At 50.5% G+C, this 21,914-nt stretch carries 15 protein-coding genes and 2 pseudogenes; 7 read left to right on the top strand and 10 right to left on the bottom strand.

The features are described from left to right. Positions 1–138 precede the first annotated feature (138 nt). On the bottom strand, positions 139–2,457 hold the full coding sequence (locus GOX63_RS23385) for a GumC family protein (RefSeq protein WP_170329112.1): 2,319 nt from the start codon (positions 2,455–2,457) through the stop codon (positions 139–141). Positions 2,458–4,082: 1,625 nt separating this feature from the next. Here GOX63_RS23385 and GOX63_RS23380 point away from each other — a divergent pair. Continuing rightward, entirely contained in the window at positions 4,083–4,760 is a 678-nt protein-coding gene (locus GOX63_RS23380; protein ID WP_170329114.1) for a sugar transferase, read from the top strand. A gap of 122 nt (positions 4,761–4,882) precedes the next feature. Here the strand turns inward: GOX63_RS23380 and GOX63_RS23375 are convergent, their stop codons facing one another. From GOX63_RS23375 to GOX63_RS23365, 3 genes and pseudogenes are all read right to left on the bottom strand, one after another. Continuing rightward, positions 4,883–5,998, bottom strand: coding sequence for a glycosyltransferase family 4 protein (locus GOX63_RS23375; RefSeq protein WP_170329116.1), 1,116 nt, complete (start codon positions 5,996–5,998; stop codon positions 4,883–4,885). Between the two features lie 22 nt (positions 5,999–6,020). Next, a complete protein-coding gene (locus GOX63_RS23370) occupies positions 6,021–7,013 on the bottom strand; it encodes an NAD-dependent epimerase/dehydratase family protein (RefSeq protein ID WP_217356285.1) in 993 nt (330 codons plus the stop codon). A gap of 239 nt (positions 7,014–7,252) precedes the next feature. Beyond that, positions 7,253–8,457 (bottom strand): annotated as a pseudogene (locus GOX63_RS23365) (DDE-type integrase/transposase/recombinase). Between the two features lie 280 nt (positions 8,458–8,737). On the opposite strand from GOX63_RS23365, the gene GOX63_RS23360 reads away from it, so the two are divergent. Further along, complete coding sequence (locus tag GOX63_RS23360) at positions 8,738–10,534, top strand: ABC transporter ATP-binding protein (RefSeq protein ID WP_170329118.1); 1,797 nt, start codon at positions 8,738–8,740, stop codon at positions 10,532–10,534. 347 nt (positions 10,535–10,881) lie between these two features. On the opposite strand, the gene GOX63_RS23355 is transcribed toward GOX63_RS23360, so the two are convergent. From GOX63_RS23355 to GOX63_RS23345, 3 genes are all read right to left on the bottom strand, one after another. Continuing rightward, positions 10,882–12,000 carry a nucleotidyltransferase family protein gene (locus GOX63_RS23355; RefSeq protein WP_170329120.1) on the bottom strand — a complete coding sequence of 373 codons (1,119 nt, stop codon included), beginning with the start codon at positions 11,998–12,000 and terminating at the stop codon, positions 10,882–10,884. Continuing rightward, the gene (locus GOX63_RS23350; RefSeq protein WP_170329121.1) at positions 11,997–13,154 is read right to left on the bottom strand and encodes a hypothetical protein; all 1,158 of its coding nucleotides are present in this window, start codon (positions 13,152–13,154) and stop codon (positions 11,997–11,999) included. The genes GOX63_RS23355 and GOX63_RS23350 overlap by 4 nt, the downstream gene beginning before the upstream one ends. A 100-nt stretch (positions 13,155–13,254) precedes the next feature. Then, positions 13,255–13,512, bottom strand: coding sequence for a hypothetical protein (locus GOX63_RS23345; RefSeq protein ID WP_170329123.1), 258 nt, complete (start codon positions 13,510–13,512; stop codon positions 13,255–13,257). Between the two features lie 342 nt (positions 13,513–13,854). Here GOX63_RS23345 and GOX63_RS23340 point away from each other — a divergent pair. The 5 genes and pseudogenes from GOX63_RS23340 to rfbA form a co-directional block, all read left to right on the top strand. Beyond that, positions 13,855–14,199: pseudogene (locus GOX63_RS23340) on the top strand (adenylyl-sulfate kinase); the annotation flags it as partial. 19 nt (positions 14,200–14,218) lie between these two features. Beyond that, positions 14,219–14,782 carry a dTDP-4-dehydrorhamnose 3,5-epimerase gene (rfbC, locus tag GOX63_RS23335; protein WP_170547333.1) on the top strand — a complete coding sequence of 188 codons (564 nt, stop codon included), beginning with the start codon at positions 14,219–14,221 and terminating at the stop codon, positions 14,780–14,782. Further along, positions 14,779–15,819, top strand: coding sequence for a dTDP-glucose 4,6-dehydratase (gene rfbB, locus GOX63_RS23330; protein ID WP_170547331.1), 1,041 nt, complete (start codon positions 14,779–14,781; stop codon positions 15,817–15,819). Before rfbC ends, rfbB begins: the two co-directional genes overlap by 4 nt. After that, positions 15,816–16,658 (top strand): dTDP-4-dehydrorhamnose reductase, encoded by an 843-nt coding sequence (gene rfbD, locus GOX63_RS23325; protein WP_170547328.1) that lies wholly within the window; start codon positions 15,816–15,818, stop codon positions 16,656–16,658. Before rfbB ends, rfbD begins: the two co-directional genes overlap by 4 nt. Before the next feature lie 11 nt (positions 16,659–16,669). Then, entirely contained in the window at positions 16,670–17,536 is an 867-nt protein-coding gene (rfbA, locus tag GOX63_RS23320) for a glucose-1-phosphate thymidylyltransferase RfbA (protein ID WP_170329130.1), read from the top strand. Between the two features lie 144 nt (positions 17,537–17,680). Here the strand turns inward: rfbA and GOX63_RS23315 are convergent, their stop codons facing one another. From GOX63_RS23315 to GOX63_RS23305, 3 genes are all read right to left on the bottom strand, one after another. Next, positions 17,681–19,102 carry a hypothetical protein gene (locus GOX63_RS23315; protein ID WP_170329131.1) on the bottom strand — a complete coding sequence of 474 codons (1,422 nt, stop codon included), beginning with the start codon at positions 19,100–19,102 and terminating at the stop codon, positions 17,681–17,683. After that, a complete protein-coding gene (locus tag GOX63_RS23310) occupies positions 19,065–19,673 on the bottom strand; it encodes a polysaccharide biosynthesis/export family protein (RefSeq protein ID WP_170329133.1) in 609 nt (202 codons plus the stop codon). Before GOX63_RS23310 ends, GOX63_RS23315 begins: the two co-directional genes overlap by 38 nt. Positions 19,674–19,824: 151 nt before the next feature. Further along, on the bottom strand, positions 19,825–20,811 hold the full coding sequence (locus tag GOX63_RS23305; RefSeq protein WP_170329135.1) for a sulfotransferase family protein: 987 nt from the start codon (positions 20,809–20,811) through the stop codon (positions 19,825–19,827). Positions 20,812–21,914 lie beyond the last annotated feature (1,103 nt).

Genomic DNA, 21,914 nt, shown 5'->3' with positions numbered 1-21,914 from the left:
TAGGTGAGAAGAAAGACTTCTACCTCGAACTGTAGGTCTACATAGAAGACGTATTCACAGCGGTTCAACAAACCTGGGTTGTCGCCATCGTTATGTTGTGGCTACAAGTCTTGACCATAAGATGAGCGCCCGGCAGTGTCATGAGATGTAATAGTCTCGATATTTACCTTTGTAGTAATTGTATCCCTCATAGGAATATTTCGTGGCGCGCGCCTCGTTGATCAACGTCATTACAAGACCTGAAATGGGGGCACCTACGGACCGCAGTTCCTTCAGGCCTTCCAGTACAGCGTCGCGTGGGGTTTTGTCCCAACGTACCGCGTAAACGACCGCATCCGCCAATTGTGAAAGAATTCGCGCGTCGGTTACCACTAGCGCTGGTGGCGTGTCGAGGATCACCAGATCATAGGCTTCACTCAGAGCCTTGATCAGGTAAACAAAGCGTTGCGAAGATAGCACGTCGGCGGCATTGATCGAAGTCTTCCGCTCTCTGGCGCGGGTCATGAGCACATGTACGCCCGAGGCAGGTTCCTCGTAGATCGCGTCATTAACCGAGGCTGTTCCGTCGATGACTGACAGCAATCCGGGTTGTTTGCCAATGTCTTTAAGCATATCCGCGAGGGACGGCATACGCAGGTCGCAATCGACGATAATCGCGGATTTACCCATCTGACGGCTGGTCATTGCCATCAGCATCGCGCTTGTGGTTTTACCCTCCCGCGGAACGCTGGAGGTGAACATGACCACTTTGGGCGGATTGTCCACATTCGAGAGGAGGATACTGGTCCTGAGGTTTCGGACGGATTCTGCTAGTGCGGAATTTGGCTTGGTCCGCAGATTTTCCAGAATAGTTTGACGTTTCATTCGCGAGCCGATCGAGGGCAGAGTGCCTAAAACTGTCATGCCAGACATTTCCTCTAACTGTGCGGGCGAGCGGAACGTATTGTTCAGGAAGTCTAACAAGAAGATGATTCCCACACCGACAACTCCACCCAAAATCATTGTCAGTAGCATTGTACGCCGCTGCTGTTGCAATTCTGCGCGGAGAGGGATTTCTGCAGGTGACAAGATGCGGGCATCTGCTGATTGCAGGTCTTCCTGCACGTCGGCCTCCTGCAAGCGGCTAAGGAAATTCTGGTAGAGACCACGACTGGCCTGGGCTTCGCGCTCAAGTTGGCGCAACGCGACCTCGCCTGCCGCTTGAGCGAAAGCTCTCTGCTCGAGTTCGCGCACTTGTGCAATCAATGCCGCTTCCCGCTCCTGTGCGGCGATCCGGTCGTTTTGGACGGCGGCAACAATCTTTCTGGCCTCTTCGAGAACCTGTCCGCGGACCTGTTCGCGGACCTCTTCGAGCTGCCGCTTGGCAATCACTAAAGACGGATTGTCTTGTGACACGGAGGCGCTCAGCGTTGCCACACGGGCAGCGATTTCGGTTTCCTGCTGCCTGATTTGTGAGATTGCGGGCGATGCCCGGAATTCCGAAACCGTATCCAAACTATCCGGGTTGTTCAAAGCGCTGCTCAACCTGCTATAATCTGCCAGCAGGCGTGCGCTGTCGCTTCGCGCCTGGTGCAGAGACGCGTTAAGGTTCGCCAGTTGTTGTTGGGTAATTTCGAGGCTCTGACCCTGTTCTTCGGCGAGTTCAGCACGAGCGGCTTCGACCCTGTCTTCCGCTGTTTTCACATCATCTCGCAATTCATCTACCCGAACGCTAAGCCAGTTTGTCGCGGCTTGTGTCGCCTCCAATTTGGCTTCAAGCTGGTCGACGATGTACTGGTTTGCAATGGCATTGGCGACATTGGCGGCAGTGTTCCGGTTGGTCGAGATGAATGAAATACCGAGTACATTGGAATTACCCACGGGGTTCAGTTCTAGGCCATACAACACGTTGCGAACAATCACTTGGCGCAGCCGTTCTTCCCACGCGAGTCGCCGGGCTTCGGTATCGGTAACTGGAGGTGGAGGCGGTGCAATGACACCGAGGCTCTCCATGATGTCGACGATTTCGGGTGGCAGCGTGAAATAGCTTCCAGCGCGCTCCATAAGGCTTGGTGCTTCTTCACGCAAAGCTGGGTTGAATTCCGGATCCTGGTCCAGATTGAGTTGATCAACCACCCTTGTGATCAGGTTGGTCGAAGACAGGATGAGCATCTGATCTTCTAGTCCAGCCCTATCAAACCCTTCTTCGTTCAGGATACTTTCGATGACATTACTTCTTTCAATGTCGAACATCACCAAGGCTTCCGCCCTGTATGTCGGGACGATTTGGGAATTTGATAGATAAGCGATCACATAGGCGATCAGCAGGCAGATCGCGATGATCCACTTGCCACGCCAGAGCTTCGAGACAAGCCCGCGGACATCCATCGTGTCGTTGATCTCGTCTATAGGGCCATGCTGGGATTCGGCCATATTTACCGGGTTTGGCAGGACAAAAGGCTCAACTGAATTGTTCACTTTATACCCATCCGATTAATACCAACTTTTGACCAACAAAAAAGAGCTTGTGCCTGTGTTAACTGGTGTTGCAATGCGTTGGCAAACATTTGCTTTTGAGAAGCCGTATTTTCATACACCATATATTTACTCGTGCGCCTACTTCGGGCCAGCACATTTTTGCTTACCAGGGTCAGCACTCATCTGCATATTGCAATCATACATGGACGGTGTGTTAAAAATATGTCCAGGCTTTATTGTTCGAGTCTGGTACATAAGAGGGTGCCGGTCGTGAGGATTGAAATTATTGAGCGGGTTGTCCGTGTCATAGCTATTGTGATGTTTCTGGTGCTGGCATGGATATGTCTGGGGGGAGAAACACTGCTCGTGGCTCCTACGCCAGCGTCAAGTTCCCTTGCGCACCTAGTAATATTCTTCTTTCTGGGTTCTGTCAGTTATGTGGGCTGGGCGGAATCGGCTTCCCGCGTGGCTATTGTGATGGTCGTACTGGCGACAGTATTCGAGGTTGCGCAAATGGCTCTGCCGGGGCGGACGTTTTCCGCTCTGGATCTTGCCGGAAACTTGATCGGTGTGGGATTGGCCTGGGTCTTCTTTAGAGTTTTGCTAAATTTTAAGCGAACTATTCGGACATAGGTGCAGTGGGATGCCCGAGCACCTTTAAAGCAGATTGGCGTCCCTTTCGGAGCAGACGAAATTTGCCTGGCTGCCAAATTGTTGTCTTAATTTGAGTGCAACATAGGGCCAATGAAGGTTTTTTGTGTTTTCCTGAAATGACCCATTCGGGAAACATATGAGCGGTTTCGGTGAACTCAACTAGAGGCAAGCGAGAACCCGCCACTCACGACCATTGATATAGTTTGAGAGTCGAAAACTTGGCAAGGAACAACCATACTAACCCGACACAGGCAATGTTCGTCAAAAAGGGCAACCTATAAAATGGCAGTGTTTCTATTCGGTGTCGTAGTAGGCTGGGCGTTTACCCTTTTCTTTTGGTTTGCTTGGTCATTCGGCCTAGTGTCAGGTCTTCTGTTGGGGGCCTTGATAGGTACGGCCACGATATTTGTGTTCTTCACGGTGCAATGGATGCTCTCGGTTCTGTTTAGTGCTCATAGCCGTAGGCACGCCACCGCCAACAAGCATATGCGCCCCTTTTTCTAGAAGGCGATTCCACACCTCAAGGTTTAGGGTTCGGTGTTTCTTCGAATTTTCATTTACACAACACTCCAAGCTCTAAGCAGAATCGCTTGAAGGAATGAGTTTAGGTGCTTGACAAAGCCACCGCTTAAGATTGTTTTTTATTTCCAGGCTCTACTTATGATAGTGGCGCGATTCAACAATGGGCGAATTTTGGCCAGATCGGTGTGTTTGCAGTTGGCAAAGTGGCCTTTTGGAGAAATCGTGTCAAAATTATGTTGATTGTGATTTTAACGTTACGTTAATTTTATATGGTTGGTGAGCAGTGCGATTAGAAGGTTCTCGAGTGAAGGTTTCTTTCAAACCTCAGGGTGGCAGAAATGTTGAGTAAATACGTTTAGCCATGGGGCTGTGACCGGCAAGGCTGAGTTTTAGCTGAGCCTGTACGAAGACCGATGTATTCAAATAATTTGGTTAGAAGGTGTGTGTGTATGAGTGATATGTTTGACCATTCAGTTGTTAGCAAAAGCTGGGCTTTTGAATCAAAGATATCTGGAAAAACGGCGAGCAAGAACAAACCTGTTTACATGGTGTCCAAACGTATTTTTGACATTGTTGTGAGTTGTGGGGCATTGCCCGTTTTCTTGGTGCTTTGTGTGGCTATCTACCTCGTGAACATCTTCTGGAATCCGGGGCCTTTGTTCTTTCGTCAAGAGCGCATGGGAAAAGATCAGCGCAAGTTCTCGATGATCAAATTTCGCACGATGCTGCCGGAAGAAAAAAGTACCAAGCGTGGTCCCTTCGATAAGCTTGAGGAGTGGCGGATAACGCCATTTGGTCAATGGATGCGCAGGACGCGTCTGGACGAGGTGCCGCAGATTTTGAACGTTATCATGGGTCAGATGAGTCTGATTGGTCCACGTCCCGAAGTGTTCGAATTTGCCCAAGTCTATCACAAGGAAATGCCAAGCTATCACCTGCGAGAAACCGTGCGGCCAGGCATCACGGGGTATGCGCAAGTTAAGCAGGGGTATACAGACTCGGAAGAGGCTGTACGCATTAAAACAAAACTGGACACGTTCTATGTGCAGAACATGAACTGGTGGCTCGATCTCAAAGTGCTTTTTGATACGGTTCGTGTAACCCTCACCTTTTATGGGGCACGGTGACGAGGTTGTTAATGTTAGGTGCTGCATGAGCGGCATCTGTTTAGCTAATCATAGTGGCTTCCTTTCAGGAGCCCGCCGCATCTATCGCAAGTTCGGGACTTGGGCGCATCAATCCCGCAAGATCAGAGAGCCCGGATCATTTCGAGATACTTCTCGATCACGATAGTCTCATCAAATTCTCGTTCCATCTTTGCGCGGCCGGCACGACCCATATCGCTTCGTTCCTTTGGGGACAGCGCTGTAATCTTTTCAATTTGCTCCAAAAGATCAGACGAATCCCGCAGTGCGCAAAGATACCCGTTGATCCCATCATCGACGGTACTGCGGCACCCTGGGGCATCTGTTGTTATGATCGGGCGCCCTATGGCTGAAGCCTCAAGAAGCGTGCGCGGTGTACCTTCCGGATAGGCAGATGGCAGAACAACGCAATCAGCTTTTAGGATTTCGGCTGGGACATCATCGGAATACCCAAGGTAGCTCACATGACCGTCAGCGACCCAAGCGTCAATTTGCTCTTGCGAGATGGCGCTTGGGTTGTCGTTGTCTATACCCCCGAGCAAGCAGAACTGGACATCCGGTCGTGATTTGCAAATTTGTCTCGCGGCTTCCACAAATTCGCCAACTCCCTTGTCCCAGAGCATCCGCCCAATTAACAAAAACCGCAGCGTGTCCCGCTCGGGTGGAACGGGCAGCGGCGAAAACGAGAATTTCGTCAGATCAACCCCAGAGCCAGGCAGAAGATCGTGGCGTTCATGTTTGACGATGCCACTTGTGGTGAACAATCTGCGATCATCGGGATTCTGGAAAAACACCATGGCGGCGCGGCCGAGAGCAATCCGATAGAGCGTCTTGGCAATCTGTGCCACGATATTCTCGGAGACAAAAACAGTACCGAGGCCTGCAATATTGTTTACCGTAGGCACATCCATTTTATGGGCTGCCATTGACCCGTAGACATTTGGCTTGATCGTATAACCCAGATAAACATCCGGCCGCACAGAACGAAAAGCCTTCAGGAACCGACGATACAGAAAATAATCCGAAACCGGGTTCTTGTTCATTTTCATTGGAACATCAAAATGCGTGACACCCATTTCCACGAGTTGTTCAGTATAGGCGTCTTTCGGAGCCATAATGACCACATCGTGACCGTCTTGCATCAAAGCCTGAAGAAGATTTCTACGAAAAAGCCATACGTAGTGGCAGGTGTTGTAACCCATTGCGATTGTCTTGGACATCTCTCGACTTCTTCCTGGAAGGCTATTCTGTAAAGAAAACTTCGCGGTTGGGATCAGGTGATATGAATTCTGCTTCCAAGGTGCGTTCAAGCCCTTCTTCAATACTAAAGCGGGCACTGAAATCATGGAACTTGGACTTTGCCGACTTAAAGCTTGTGTTGGCACAAAATTTACGAACACGAACCGAACTGATCGGAAGACTGCGACCACTCATTTTTGCCACGCCATCCGCCATATACCCGGCGAGCAGGCCCACTCCATAGGGCATTCGGAACCCGACACCGGACTTGCCGGAGAGCTTCTTTCTGATCTGGGAAACTAACGTATTCATGTCCAAATCCGGGTCATCAACGTAGTTTACGACTGTATACGGCGATGGGTTCCTCGCCGCATGGAGGAGAAAGTCAGCAACATTCTCAACATACGCCATTGATTTACGATTTTTGCCGCTGCCGATCATTATGAACCGGCCTGAAGCGACTTGGTTCAAGAGATTGAACACGTTTCCGCGGTTGCCCTCGCCAAACACAACGGTTGGCCTGACAATCGTCAGATTTCGACTGTCAGATGCTTCGTTACGCCACTGGCGCAACATGTCTTCGCCTTCTGCTTTGGACTTTCCATAGTCATTGAATGGATCAATTTTTCCATCCTCGCCAGTACCAACCGGAGCAAAGCCATAAACGGCGACGCTGCTGGTGAAAATGATATGATCTATACCTTTATCGGCGGCTACATCACATACGGTCTTAGTGCCATGCACATTCGTCTCGTAGTATGCAGCCCGATCACTCACGTCGTCTCGATGGACTGCTGCAAGATTAATAATTATGTCGCCCGTTATTACGCTTTTAAGTGCATCTATGTCCCGAACATCGCCGATTTTGCTTTGGTCAGGGAATGTTTGGCTGGGTTTCAGGTCAATAATCTCAAATGGGATTTTTTGTTGCTCTAGCTGCCTACAAAGAGCGGTCCCAATAAATCCGGCGCCGCCAAGAACTGAAACCATATGCATTAAATGCTCCGTATGTTTGTGATCGCTGAGTTGTTAATTAGAAAACGAATATAAAGAATTAGCTGCGTGGTAACAGACCCGAAACGCATCGCAATAACTCGGTCGGTTTAGCCAATTCCCACCATCTGATCGCGCAACCCTTCTCTTGGTAACATGTGCCTGAAGTACGAGTCGTCAGAGGTTTTGGGATAGAAGGGGGTTTGATCTAGGTGGCGATCTGGCTCATTTGCTTTGTGCGATTATGCGGTAGATTTACGGTTAAGCAAGCGTCGCGTTTCGATAGGCTTTCGTTTGATCCTTTCTCGTTGTTCCGGAATGGCTTTGTCACGCCCGAAGTAGACGTCGGACGGTGTGACGTTGTTCAAGCTTTCGTGGTAGCGCTGGAGATTGTAGTGATCGACGAAGGCTTCGAGATCGCTTGGAAGGAAGTAGTTTTCCAGCAGGATGCGGTTCTTCCGGGTTTGGCGCCACCGTTCAATCTTACCCTGTGTCTGAGGATGATATGGCGCTCCGCGTGAGTGCTTCATGCCTTTGTCCTGCAACCACTCTGCCAGATCACCGGAAACATAACTTGAGCCATTGTCGCTGAGCAGTCTTGGCTTGTGAAGGACGTGAACCTGGTCGCAGCCGGATGCCTGTAAGGCCAGAGCCAGCGTATCGGTCACGTCTTGCGCCCGCATGTTGGTGCAGAGTTTCCATGAGATGATGTAGCGGCTGTAATCGCCCAGGATCGTGCTGAGATAGAACCAGGCCCTGCCCAGAACCTTGAGATAGGTGAAGTCGGTCTGCCACAACTGGTTGATTGCCGTTGCCTTGTGTTTGAACACATTCGGGACCTTCAGCGCGATGAAGGCTGGGCTGGTGATCAGATCAAGGGCTTTGAGGGTGCTATACACTGTGGGTTCCGACACAAAGTAGCGCTGTTGGTCCGTGAAGGTCACTGCCAACTCGCGTGGTGACAGCTCTGTTTCGTTCGAAGCCAGGCGGGCGATCTTGCGCTTAACCTCGTCAGGAACGCAGTTCCAGACATACTTGGCTTGGGAGGTTGATCCTCAAGGCCAGCTTCGCCGCGTTGTAGGTATCGGTCATACCAGCGATAGAACATGGTGTGGGGGATACCCAGCTTGGCCAGCGTTTGACGCGCCGACAGATGGCTGTCTTCGATCAAACGGATGATTTCCAGATTCTCGGATGCGGCATACCTCATTCTTGGTCGCCCCCACCGCCCAACATGCTTTTTTGAGAAGACGCAGCTCAAGCGTCTGCTCCGCAACAACCTCCTTGAGATCCATTGCTTCACGGCGATACAGTTCTGCAATGCTGTCTTCGCCACGCAGACTGTCCAATACGATCCGTATCTTCTCTTCTGAAAATACTGTTTACGGGTCGCTCGTATGATGTCCCTGAGGACCTTCTCGCCAAGGCTCTTGGTTGTCCTTCTCATCGTCCACTCCTCGGTGGTTACGATGAGCCAAAAACTCTATCATATCAAATCGACCTAATTGGCCCCATAGGCGCTGAGGTCAAACATCTCTACACTATCGGCGTGAGCTCGAACTGTCCGCTGGGACAAGGTGTTATCAGCTTGCAGCACCATGTCGTGGCTGTTTAAATTCAATCTGAATCCAAACCATAGCCTCCGTTAGAAAACAGCCCGCCAAGTCCGAAAAACCTGATGATATACACATCACCCTAAAGGAATTTTTAATTATGCGTGTGGCCTCATGAATGTAGCTCGAAAATCTCTCAAATTGATGAGCCGCAGAGAGAAACAAACAGGAATTTTATTATTAGGATTAACCGTCCTAAAAGGAGTTGCAGAAACTGTTGGAGTAGCTTCGATACTTCCATTTTTGTCCATATTAGGTCAACCTGAATTAGTTGAGTCTAATAAATATGCATCAAAAATATATCAAGCGTTTAGCTTTACATCGGTGAACCAATTCCTTTTCGCACTTGGAATAGTTGTAATATTTGTTCTTGTAACAAGTTCGCTTTTAAAAGTGACTACTGTTTACGCTACAAATAGATGGGTCCAAATGCGAGGTTTTAGCTTGGCTCGTAGGATAATGGAATCATATCTCAGACAATCTTACTCTTATTTTCTTACTCGCAACACTTCCAGAATGGCTAATTTAATCCTCACAGAAGCGCATACCATAGCCACCGGTATATATCGACCAATTTTGGAACTTTTCAATTCTGCTATTACCTTTATATTAATTGCTTCACTTCTGCTTTGGGCCAACCCGCTGATTACAATCACGTCCGTCCTCGCCATCGGTGCAAGCTATTTTATACTTTATGTTTCTCTAAGAGGATTTATCAAGCACAAAGGCGAAACTATCCTTGCAGCAAATCAAAATAGATATCGACGGGTGAACGAAACTTTCACCGGAATAAAACAGGTTAAGTTGTCCAGTTTAGAGAATTTCTCATTGGCGTTATTTTCGAAGTCTGCCAAAGACCTTGCACAAGCAAGGGCTATTAGTAACACGTTAAGCCAAGTTCCCAAATTTGGTTTAGAGGTCATCGCATTTGGTGGTATTGTAGTGTTGACTTTGGTATTGTTCAGACAAAGTGATGGTTCAATTGAAGAGAGTCTCCCATTGCTTGTGCTCTATGCACTTGCAGGGTATCGACTTCTTCCCATCTTTCAGACTACGTATCGATCAGTTTTAACGCTTAGGGTCAGCATTCCATCAATCGATAGAGTAATCGAAGATCTAAATGATACGGTAGGTTTGGCAAATCTGCCAAGGACGAAGATTGAACCAATACCTTTGGAAAACTCAATTATGTTGGATTCGGTCTGTTATGCATACCCGGAAACAGCAGCGACTGGTCTCCAAAAGATCGACTTAGAAATACGCAAAGGAGAAAGCTTAGGTGTTGCTGGAACAACTGGGGCAGGCAAAACAACTTTAGTGGACGTCTTGCTTGGGTTACTAGAAGTCAAAAATGGTAGCATTTTCATCGACGAGATCAGACTAGATGCTAGCAATGTTCGTAATTGGCAGGCCAGTATTGGATATGTACCACAAGATATATTTTTATCAGATGCCAGTGTCGCCGAAAACATAGCAATGGGCGTTCAGAAAACTCAGATATCACCCGAGAAACTGGAGCGCGCTGCTAGAGCCGCAAGGCTTTACGATTTTGTCACCAATGAGCTTCCGGACGGTTTCCAAACCAATATTGGTGAACGGGGCGTTCGACTGTCAGGTGGGCAACGGCAGCGCCTAGGAATAGCGAGAGCACTCTACAATGATCCTCAGGTCATTGTCTTCGACGAAGCAACAAGTGCCTTGGACAATACTACTGAACGTGAACTCATTTCTGAAATTTCTCAAATGAGCCGTGAACGCACAATAATTATGATCGCACACAGACTTAGCACAATAAAAAATTGTGATCACATTATTATATTAGATAATGGAACAATTATAGGAAAAGGAACATACGAAGAGTTAGTTGAGAGCAACTCTAAATTTAGAGAAATGGTCTCACATCAGAATTGAAAAAGTTGAGTTGTTTTCCCTCCACTTTTCAAGGTTTTGCCCTCTTCTGATGATCATAATAATCCCGCGGCGTTTGTCCGCCGAGAGTCAAGTGCGGATTTGTGGACGGTACAACCAAAGTAATCTTGGTCGGGCTGCGCTGGAAAATGAACATTGTAGTTGAAAAAGCCCACTGACCTTAACAGAAGGCGTTACGTTGCCGAGTAATGACCGGAATGCTTGCGTAGGCACAGTTTTGCTGTTCACACCACGCGGCAAATTCAAGAAAACGGCCTGTCTGTTGCTTTCAGTTAAACAGCAATCTCATCTCGCTACCGGGTATTACATTCGAATGCAGATATGCGAAATCACCGCTGGTTTCTTATTTTTGCCCAGTGATTCTTGCACATGTCACGCCACCATGATCGGTTGAACAGGTGAGACAATACATACCAGCGATACTCAGGTGATCTCGAAAGAGCTTTCACCTTAGCAACAAGAAGGCGTTGAACATACTGTACTTTGCGACTGCGCGTATCGCCGAATCTGCTGAGTGCAGAAATGGTAGATGGCTTTTCTAGGCTTGATAGTGCTCCAATATCCGGAGATTTTAAATATTCAGACATATCCTCAAACACGTTTAGCATTTCGGACAAACCATACTTTTGTAAGCGTGTTGGAATTGTTGTTAGATCACATCTGCTGCGCATTTCTGTCCAATCCACCCATGACCGCAAATCAAGTTCGCCAGAATGGTGATTGGCATGTGCGATCAAGTGGCAGGCGCGATCTTGTGGTGACATAATCATAAGGCGGCCGCATGTTGTCGCATTGGCTCGGGATAACACTTTTTCTGCGGGTAGAATTTGGTCCATCGGGTTTCGGCCAACTGCAAAATGGAGTTCCACCGGCAGATCCCAGTCGGAATGGAGAATCTTAGGTAAGTGATGCTGGAGGCGAGCAAAACCACGCTGGTTAATGCTATCACTTGATCGAGACGGCACGAAAGGCACCATAGTCGCACCGATTTCGGACAGGGCCGCTTTTGCAGCATCCGTAAGTTCACGGGGAACAAGTAGATCCAGGTCTCCTATGAAGCGAATGGCAGAATCTCGATGTAAAGGGTCCAACAAATCTCCACCGCCCTTCATTACGACGCACGGAATATTCGCCCGTTCAAACGCGGTGTCGATCTGTTCAAGCTGCCATCGTGCCTGCGCCAATCTTAGCTGGTTAGCCTCGTACATCGTTTTAAAATATAAATATAAATCTCTTGGTACAGCCTCACGCAATTCAGCCGCTTCGATAAGCACTTTTCCGACCAATGCATGTACATGATTGCTCTGAGCAATTCTCGCAAGCTTCTCGGGTTGTACTGAGCGCAGTAGCGCTGGCAACCCGGCAGGCACTGAGTCCGAAACATAGGCTTTTGCGAGAAGCAGAATTGCTTTGTGCCCGTTCGACAGGTGTATTTCAGCGCTGGTCATTTCATCATGAGATCCATGCAAGCCGGAATGGACTGCTCGGACGAAGAATAGCGCAATTTATAGAACGGAACCAAGTTGCAAAGCGATGCAAGTGGCCGGATCTGAGGGTCGCGGCGACAGGGGCGAGCACCTGATACTATGCAAGCTGAAAAGGCTTCTTCCGGTGACATTGATTGAAGTTCAAATGTCCCGTTCTCGGAGTATTCCGGCACTATGACCGCGCCGATGTCTGCTTTGGCCCCCAAAGATGCTCCAGCGGGCAGCGACAAATAAGTAACGTTTTCTCGTGCACTCCCAGGTTCCCCATGTAGCGCTACTAATTGGTCAATTTCTGGTAAACAAATTGCTCCAGATTTGGCTGCAGCTGCAGTTGGAAAAGAAAATACTGATTGTCCGTCAACTGAAAGAGGAATGTGATCATCAGCCAGAAACCCAAACCCTTGGGCGACGAGCCCTTGGCTGAGTGTTGATTTTCCCGATCCGCTTTCCGCAATGAAAAGCATAGCACGCTCATTCGGGCCTAAGACGGCCGCACCATGCAATACCGCACCCACTTCGGCGGGATTGCAGAGAACCTGTGCCGCCTCTTTCAGTAGCAGGAACCGTGCTTCATCTCGGTCGGTTCTGCTCCAGATTGGAGTACCATTGAGACTCAAGGCGAAACCGTCCTGTGCGTCAGCGACGCATCGAAACACTTCTGATGCGGGGGCGTTGGACTGCTTTGGATGGCAACAGGCTAAAATCTGCTTCAACTCATCCGATAAGATTTCGCTGTCCAGCTCGACAACGAAGCGTCCTCCAGGAGCGCTGAAGCTGATGCCTCTCGTGACAACATCCGGTTTTTCTTTCGCAGGGCTGGGAAATGGCGCGGGTTTGGTTTCAAAGAGTCCGGCAATTCGCCAAGTGTCGATAATATCCAAAACGACTTTGCTATACGTCCGTTTGTTAGTAGAGCTAATGTCGTCCAAGTCCGTCAATTGATCCACAATATCGGATGCACTGACCCCTGACTTGATCTGCTCCAACACTCCAATACCTAGTGCGTTGGTTATAACAATGCAGCCGCTCGCTGCAGAGTGGAGCACAAATGATTGCCCGACCGGCACAGCTTGCAGTTTTCTTGACGCAAGCTGAATAGCGTCGATTTCATCCAACGACCTACCCCACTCGAGTTCTCCTGCTTAAGCCTTAAAAAATTACCTTTAGCAGGATCGCAAAAAATCTTACGTTATCCGGATTATTATTGGTGTGAGATTAAGCTCGGTGACTCCAATAGGTTCGGTTCTTCCTCAACTTTCTTATTTTCCTGCGGAGCCTTATTCTATCCTTATTCTTTATGCGTGGCTGATGCGCAGTTCCGCTCGCCGCCGATTTAGCAACGGCTTCGGACGCAGAGAGCACGACCGTTGAGGCGCCTCCGACAGCCGCAGAATACTTCACGAGCGCTGCAAGGACTTCTCTGCGCTCTGTGTTTTCAATTTCATTTTCTTCAAATTCTTCAAAACTTTTCATACTCTTACCCCACTCTGACACGTACCTAATAATTTTTACCAACAGAATTAGTCTACGTCACGGCTTTCACGCAAATTTTAACTGCCAAAAGTCCACAAAACCAACCACGAACGCAAAAAGCTAGGTAAGATGCACCCATTGTTGAATTGCGCTACCAATTATAGATGAGTTGGGGATAGAAAGACAGCTTTAAATTGTTTTCCTGCCAAGCGATCAAACCCATTCCTTCAAACGAATCTATTTAGAATCTAGGCCCATTGATTTCCAGGTTTCTGTGTGAATGATCACTCACAAAGTGAAGGGCGACATATCTAATCTTTTCTGGCTGACGGGGCACAGATAGCATCCCTTGCGCCCAATGCCTACAACCGTCGTGTGATGCGCGAAGACGTCATAGCCTTTGCTGACTTTGTTGAGGTGCATGTGGCAACATCGATTGAGAAATGCGAGCACCACAACCACAAGATGCTATATGCAAGCGCGGGGAGGCAGGCTCAAGGGACTCACAGGCATCTCAAACCTCTGTGACCTGCCAGAAAACCCTAACTCAGAGGTGAGACCGAAAACGTTGAACCCGACAACTGTGCCCCTCAAGTCCTTTTGAAGCTCGAAAGCATGGAGCTGGCATTCCTGCAATATTCTCTGAGGGACTTGCATCACCACGCACCCAGTGTATTGAAATATTAGGTGGATTTGGAGGTGAACGGTGCGGGTAGAACAGACGAAGCTGGACGGCGTTCTGCTGATCACCCCAAAGCGGTTCGAAGATACACGCGGTTTTTTCAGCGAGAGCTGGAACAAACAAGTGATGGCGGATGCGGGCCTCGATATTGACTGGGTGCAGGACAACCATTCCATGTCAGCACAGGCAGGGACAGTTCGTGGGCTGCATTTTCAGGCACCGCCCCATGCGCAGGGCAAGCTGGTACGCTGCGGGCGCGGTGCACTCTTTGATGTCGCCGTGGATGTGCGCCGCGGCTCACCCACCTATGGGGAATGGGTGGGCTATGAGTTGAGCTTCGAGAACGGTCGGCAGTTACTAATACCGGCTGGATTCCTGCATGGCTTCGCTACCTTACTGCCCAACACAGAGATCATCTACAAATGCTCTGATTACTATGCCCCTGAATGTGAGGGCGCAATCCGCTTTGATAGCATGGATATAAACTGGAAACTGGGCGGATTAGACCCTCTTTTGTCCGAGAAGGATTCAGGCGCACAGGCGTTTTCAGAGTTTGATAGCCCCTTTGTATGGGAGGGCTCATCATGAAGCTTCTGGTGACGGGCGGTGCGGGCTTCATTGGCTCGGCGGTGGTGCGGCTCGCGATAGCGCGAAACTATGAGGTCATTAACCTCGACGCGCTCACATATGCGGCCTGCCTTGAGAATGTGGCGAGTGTTGCCGACAGCCCGCATTATGTCTTTGAGCAGGCCGATATCCGCGACCGCGCGACTCTCGACAGGATATTTGCCACCCACCAGCCTGATGCGGTGATGCATCTGGCAGCCGAGAGCCATGTGGACCGCTCCATCGACGGACCCGGCACCTTCATTGAAACCAATATCACCGGCACCTATCAGCTTCTGGAAGCGGCGCGCAGCTACTGGACAGCGAAAGACAAGCCGGAGGCGTTCCGCTTTCACCATATCTCCACTGATGAGGTATTCGGCTCTTTAGGCGAGACGGGCCAGTTCACCGAGACAACCCCTTACGATCCACGTTCACCCTACTCCGCTTCCAAAGCTGCCTCGGATCACTTGGTGCGCGCCTGGGGCGAAACCTACGGACTGCCGGTTGTCCTGTCGAATTGTTCCAACAACTACGGCCCCTATCATTTCCCGGAAAAGCTTATTCCCGTCGTGATCCTGAATGCGCTGGCCGACAAACCGATCCCGGTCTATGGCGCGGGTGAGAACGTGCGCGACTGGCTTTATGTCGAAGACCACGCCGACGCTCTGCTGACGGTCCTGACCCGGGGAGAGGTCGGGCGCAGCTATAACATCGGCGGTGAAAATGAAGTGAAGAATATCGATCTTGTACGGATGATCTGCACTATCCTCGACAGGAGCCGCCCCAAAAACAGGCCCTATGCAAGCCAAATCGCCTTTGTCACTGATCGTCCCGGCCATGATCTACGCTACGCGATCGACCCCACGCGTATACGCGATGAGCTAGGCTGGCGCCCCTCCGTCACACTCGAGGAGGGGCTTGATTTGACCGTGCAATGGTATCTCGAAAATGAGGGTTGGTGGCGCGCGCTGCAAAATCGCGACGGCGTCGGCGCTCGGCTTGGCGTGAAGGCATGAGGGTTCTGGTTTTCGGCAAAACAGGACAGGTTGCCACCGAACTTGGCCGTTTTGATGGTGTAACACGCCTTGATCGTGGGCGGGCCGACCTGACCGATCCGGAGGCTTGCGGGGCGGTGATCACCGCAAGTAATGCGGACGTGGTAATCAATGCTGCGGCCTATACAGCCGTCGATCGCGCCGAACAGGAACGCGACACTGCCATGATCGTCAATGCCATGGCCCCAACGGCGATGGCTGCCGCAGCCGCAGCCAAAGACATCCCCTTTATCCATATCTCGACTGACTACGTCTTTGACGGCTTTGGCGACACGCCATGGCGGCCTGATGACATCACCGGGCCATTGGGGGTCTACGGCGCCAGCAAGCTGGCAGGCGAGCGCGGAGTGACCACAGCTGGAGGCATATATACCGTCCTGCGCACCTCCTGGGTGTTTTCAGCCCATGGAAACAACTTCCTGAAAACAATGCTTCGGCTTTCGGAGACGCATGATCGCCTGACCATCGTGGCGGATCAGATTGGCGGACCGACTCCGGCCGCCGCCATTGCAGCGGCCTGCATGACAATCGCCAAAACGCTCATATCAGAGCCTGAAAAAGGCGGGATTTACCATTTTTCAGGCACAGCCGATACGTCATGGGCCGGTTTTGCCCGCGAAATTTTCACCACGGCGGGACGGACTGTTACTGTCGAAGACATACCCACCAGCGCCTATCCGACCCCCGCCCCACGTCCGCTGAACTCACGGTTGGACTGCTCCTCACTCTCGTCGCAATTCGGCATTACACGTCCTGACTGGCGGGTTGCGACCCGCGAGATTGTAAAGGCACTCATATGATAGACACGAGCATGACACGCAAAGGCATTATTCTAGCAGGCGGTTCTGGTACGCGGCTTTACCCAATCACGCTAGGCGTCTCCAAACAGTTGATGCCGGTCTATGACAAACCGATGATCTACTACCCGTTGTCGGTGCTCATGCTCGCGCAGATCCGCGAGATCGCGATCATCACTACGCCGGAAGATCAGGTACAGTTCCAACGCATGCTAGGCGATGGCGCACAGTTCGGCCTCTCGATCACCTGGATCACGCAACCCAGCCCTGATGGTCTCGCACAGGCATTCATTTTGGCCGAAGCCTTTCTAGCGGGGCACCCTTCGGCCCTGATCCTGGGCGACAACATTTTCTTCGGCCACGGCCTGCCCGAGCTCATGGCCGCCGCCGATGCGGAGACCGAAGGCGCGACCGTTTTCGGGTACCAAGTGACAGATCCAGAACGCTACGGGGTCGTCGATTTCGACGAAAGCGGCACAGTCCGTGGCATCATCGAAAAGCCACCAGTCCCGCCGTCCAATTTTGCCGTTACAGGGCTCTACTTTGTCGATGGCACAGCACCCTCCAAGGCCCGCAATGTCCGGCCGTCGGCGCGGGGGGAACTGGAGATCACCTCTTTGCTCGAGATGTATCTCGCTGAGGACTGCCTAAACGTACAGCGTATGGGCCGCGGCTATGCCTGGTTGGACACCGGAACGCATGGCAGCCTGCTAGATGCCGGGAATTTTGTCCGCACCATTGAGGTGCGCCAGGGGCAACAGATTGGATGCCCCGAAGAAATCGCTTTCGATCAAGGCTGGATCAGCCGGGACGATCTCGTGGCGCAGGCCGAACGCTACGAGAAGAACGACTACGGTCAGTATCTGCTGAAACTGATATAGTTGCCTGCGGCCCTTCATAGCTCGGGGCCGACGCCCCGCGGTCTCAGGTCGATCAGACACATTTTTTTGTCGGGAAGCTGCAAGGCAGAAGACATCATATGCCATCATGATCCCCCACAGCCTCATAACGCAAGAATTACGAGATCAACGCAATAAGCTGAAGGATCTTTGAAGCCCGACAAAAATCGTAGTGCGGTCGCGGTCATCACCGTCCTCTTCGTCCAGCGCGGTATAAGAAATCCCGCTGACCACCCCCCAGTCCTCGGTCAGGTCATGACGATAGTTCAGCCCGATCTCGATCCGCTGCGCGTCGTCTTCATCGTCGTCCAGCGCGTTGCGGTCGAAAAAGCTGAGACTGACGCCAAAACTGGAAACAGGGTTGATTTCCTGATCATAGGCCGCGCGCAGAGAAGTATTGATATCTTCATTATCCTGATCATCGACGACCACCCGCTGACTAAGTCCAAAGGTCAGCTGAGCAGCGGGCAGATCATACCGGTAATTAGCCTCAATCAGCGGGTCCGAACCCACCGCGTCGGCACCCGTTACACCAACCGATACATCCAGCGCCCCGAGAGGCAGATCCATATTCCGGCTGACAGCCAGAAAGGACCGCCGACCGTCAGTATTGGCAAAAACCTCCGACGCATAGCGCAATCCGAGGGTCCCGTTGGGCATTTCACGCGTAACACCAATCTCGCCGCTGATGCCGTCATCGTCCTGGTTGGTTCCGCCTCTGCGCTCGATGTCCGTGTAACTCAACCTTGCATCCAAGGTTAAAATCGGCGTCACCGCAAACTCGCTAGCAAGGCCTATGTCTTTTTCTTTACGGTCCGTGCCATCCGGATCCTCAGTATCAAAATCAAGGTACCGTCCTGTCAGGCTCAGCGTGACACGGGGATCGATGCGAAAATCTACTTGCCCGGAAAACTGATCCAGCGTGTTGTCAAAATCATCGGTATCTTCGAAATTGATCTCGTTGTAGTCCCAATCGAAACTGGCCCCCAGCGGGGCTTCCTCTCCAACAGCACCGCGCAGGGCATATCCAAAGACTTTCCGCGTACCTTCCGTTTGGGTGATGATATTGCTATCCTGATCAAAATCCTGGTCGGTAAAAGTAAAGTCCCCATCAACATCCGATTGGCGATAGCGCAGATTTCCACCCACAGAGGCATTGCGGGTCGCTCGGCTGTAGTCGAGCCTCGCGAAAGAGTTGTCGAAATCAAAATTCTTGTCATTAGTGTCACGGAACTCTTCGATGTCGGTTCCGAGGTTCAGCGCAAAATTCTGGATGCTGGTTACGCTTTCCAACCCAAACCCCAGAATCGTACGCCCGTAGAAATCCGAATCTCCATCGACATCCAGATCCGGATTGTCACTCCACTCCAGCCGCTGCGTGACATCTAAGGTCGCTAGTATGCCCGGAGTGGCATCCTGAGCGTGCACACCCGGAGTGACGCAAACCAAGACTGCACAGGCCAAAGGCCCCCGCCGCACTAAAATGGATTTTTGCCTGTACGCTGCTTCGCTATTCGAACAAGCGCCTTGTTGGGACCAGAATAACATCTCCGTCCTTTAGCTCGATATCTGTTGTCACGGCTCCATTCGCGAGAGCCTTATAGTTCAGAAATGTTACACGTTGTACGCCGTCAGCACCAGTGCGTCGTAGCTGAATACGTTTTATGGCGGCAAAGCGGGAAACACCGCCGCCGACCGCAACTGCCTGCAACAGCGTTGTACCTGGGCTGACCTGGACCAATCCAGGGCTGTTCACCTCCCCAACAAAGTAGACGTCAATAGTCGGCCCAAGCTGCGGTTGTCCCAGAGCGGTTAGATCCTGAAACGGCTGGACACCTACAAAAATCGTAGGCGGGGCCGCGAAATTTGAACTCAGCGCATTGCGTAGGGACGCTTGCAACTGGCCAATAGTCCGACCGCCTGCGAGAAGCGTACCCGCAAAAGGAAAGCTGATCTGCCCATTCGGCAGGACCGACACTGCGCGGTTGAGGCTCGGGTCTTCCAAAACTTCGATTTGAAGCACATCGCCTGGCCTGATGCGATAATCGCTTTGCGCATGCGCGGCACCCGCGCTGACCAGCAGAACCATTAGAAAAGAAAATAAGTGCACGAACTTCATATTAGATGCCCCTACTGCAACGTTACCAATCCTCACTAAACTGCCAATCAAAACAATAGGTAGAGGAATAGTACTTTAAAATCGGTTCCCTATTGTAGTGATTACGTCACATTTTTGAACTTAAAAATTTTGCGCCAAATTCATCTTACGATCAGGTGCCCGATGCCGACATCCGTCTCTTATAGCGGCTCCAGATAGGCCAAGCCTTTTCGCGCAACAACCTTTGTGCAAATACGGAAGTGGCCACCGTACGCTGAAGCCAGGAGTACTCCGGCCCGACACCCAAAAGACTATCCATGCGCCTAATCAGAAGTGTTTCAAGAGCCGCCTGTTCACGAGCCGTAAGTGTCTTACGGTAGGCATGAAGCCGCGTTGGATCGGGCTTTCGCAGCGTCAGAGCATGAAGATGCATATCCCCATCAGGTACAAGACTTGTCTCGCGAGCATTAGCGTCATAGTCAAAGATTTTCGCATCGAAAGGCACTTCGAGGAAATCGAGGGTTTTTCGTACCGTTTCCTCAAAATTTTGGATCAGGTCGCTGTAGCTAAGTGCCAAATAACGCGGGTCGTCAACGTGTGCAGTGTGCGCCTCATGCATTTTCTTGAAACGTGTCCGAACTGTCCAGATTGCGGAGGCTGACATTTCCTCTCCTGGTTCGGTTTTGCGATTTTTTTCCGATGATAGAATGCCCCTTGGGTCTCGAATAATATTGATCACACGGGCCTCAGGGAAGAGTCTCCAGATGTAGTCTACGTGGTATATTCCATGCGGATTCTTGAACCCAAAGTGACACGCCTGCGGCTTGTGCACTTCTAGGTTCTCTTCTGCGAGACGACCGATAACCCACAAGAACGGAATTGGGTCCTCATCACAGTCAGCCAAAATTTTTCGTACGTTCTCGCGAGGAATACGCCAGTAATCAAACCGTTTGACTGCGAAAATATCGTTTACGAACTCATCCTGTCTGCCTCGCGGGATTCCATCTAGATATTTCTCTCCAAGAACCCGATAGAAGGCGCACTCGTAGCTTATCCAGATTTCCGGGTGAGCGCAGATTACGGTTCGGAGCAATGTTGTTCCTGATCGCTGTACACCAGTTATGAAGATTGGTCTGCCAAGCTCAATCTTTTTTGCCATCCACCAAACCTGTCGCCTTGAACTCTTAAAATTGTATGCCGTCTACAATGCTAGTATCGTGAAAGCCGACCGTCCAGAAAGTCTTTGCAGGCCCTATTCAAGCTGACGCATCGCTCAGCATCCAACAAAACTACGTTCTTCAAAAAATCACGCATTTGAAAGAAGCCATGAGCTGATTGTCGACGGTTGTACCGCAAACTGTTGGCTCGGATTGATGAGATAGCTTGCTCAAATAATTGCCGCCCCTGGCGGAATGGATGGACCAAGGTGGGTTTGATCCAGCCCCTATTGTTGAACTTGGTCGTTTTATCTTCAGGATTGTGGCTTCAAGTGTTGGCAAGCAGCAACCCGAAATAGTCCTAATTGTTTGCGGCTCTTAGCCCCAAGCTCATGTACTGCGGCCTCTAATCAATCTAGCTCATCCACTGGCAAACGCACGGAGAAAACAATGGTTTCCTTGGACCTGCCCTCGCTCAAGACTCACTCAACGAAAAATCTACTCTTGGTTATCTCATTTGTAACACAACCAACTTATCCTGCCATACTCTCCAAAATGAAGCTGCTGGTGATTTTGGAATTCCGCATTTTCTCAAATCGTCCTCGATATTGTTTTATTCTTGGCGGCAATTTTCACGCCGGGAAAGGATTCCACCCCCTTTCTAACCAGCAAGTGCCAGTGGATCGGCGCAGAGCAATCATGAACCGCACGGGCTGCTCGAACGGCGCCCGTCACATACCGGTACACTAAGATTCATTATAAAATTTTCCGCTGCTTCCGCTGCGAGCAGGTAAAGTTCTGCCGCAAAAAATGGACGGGGGCGTCATCTGTCCGTTCAAGCAGTTTAAGGAGTTTGCTAGCCGAGGTCGGAAAATCTCGAACTGCAATCAAATTCCAGAGGATTTTGCGATAGAGCCCAGTTCTTCGCACACAGAACTTTGCAACAAGATTTTATATTTTCGTGACATAGATGGCTCTTATTCACGTTAGGCGCTAAAATATAGCATTTTGCATACTACGCTTTCGACAGCTTTAAGCTCCTATTATACCCGATAAGTACTGCTTATCATGTTTGATTGAAATTTGCCGCAAGGCGGTGCAAAAT

The organism is Ruegeria arenilitoris, assembly GCF_013031355.1.
Classification (GTDB): Bacteria; Pseudomonadota; Alphaproteobacteria; order Rhodobacterales; family Rhodobacteraceae; genus Ruegeria; species Ruegeria arenilitoris_C.
This window is presented reverse-complemented; position numbering and strand designations above follow the sequence as displayed.

Coding starts and splice junctions, on each gene's coding strand:
- GOX63_RS23380 (WP_170329114.1), top strand. CDS start 4,083: ATGAGTGATATGTTTGACCATTCAGTTGTTAGCAAAAGCTGGGCTTTT.
- GOX63_RS23375 (WP_170329116.1), bottom strand. CDS start 5,998: ATGTCCAAGACAATCGCAATGGGTTACAACACCTGCCACTACGTATGG.
- GOX63_RS23370 (WP_217356285.1), bottom strand. CDS start 7,013: ATGCATATGGTTTCAGTTCTTGGCGGCGCCGGATTTATTGGGACCGCT.
- GOX63_RS23360 (WP_170329118.1), top strand. CDS start 8,738: ATGAATGTAGCTCGAAAATCTCTCAAATTGATGAGCCGCAGAGAGAAA.
- GOX63_RS23355 (WP_170329120.1), bottom strand. CDS start 12,000: ATGACCAGCGCTGAAATACACCTGTCGAACGGGCACAAAGCAATTCTG.
- GOX63_RS23345 (WP_170329123.1), bottom strand. CDS start 13,512: ATGAAAAGTTTTGAAGAATTTGAAGAAAATGAAATTGAAAACACAGAG.
- rfbB (WP_170547331.1), top strand. CDS start 14,779: ATGAAGCTTCTGGTGACGGGCGGTGCGGGCTTCATTGGCTCGGCGGTG.
- rfbD (WP_170547328.1), top strand. CDS start 15,816: ATGAGGGTTCTGGTTTTCGGCAAAACAGGACAGGTTGCCACCGAACTT.
- rfbA (WP_170329130.1), top strand. CDS start 16,670: ATGACACGCAAAGGCATTATTCTAGCAGGCGGTTCTGGTACGCGGCTT.
- GOX63_RS23315 (WP_170329131.1), bottom strand. CDS start 19,102: ATGTTATTCTGGTCCCAACAAGGCGCTTGTTCGAATAGCGAAGCAGCG.
- GOX63_RS23310 (WP_170329133.1), bottom strand. CDS start 19,673: ATGAAGTTCGTGCACTTATTTTCTTTTCTAATGGTTCTGCTGGTCAGC.
- GOX63_RS23305 (WP_170329135.1), bottom strand. CDS start 20,811: ATGGCAAAAAAGATTGAGCTTGGCAGACCAATCTTCATAACTGGTGTA.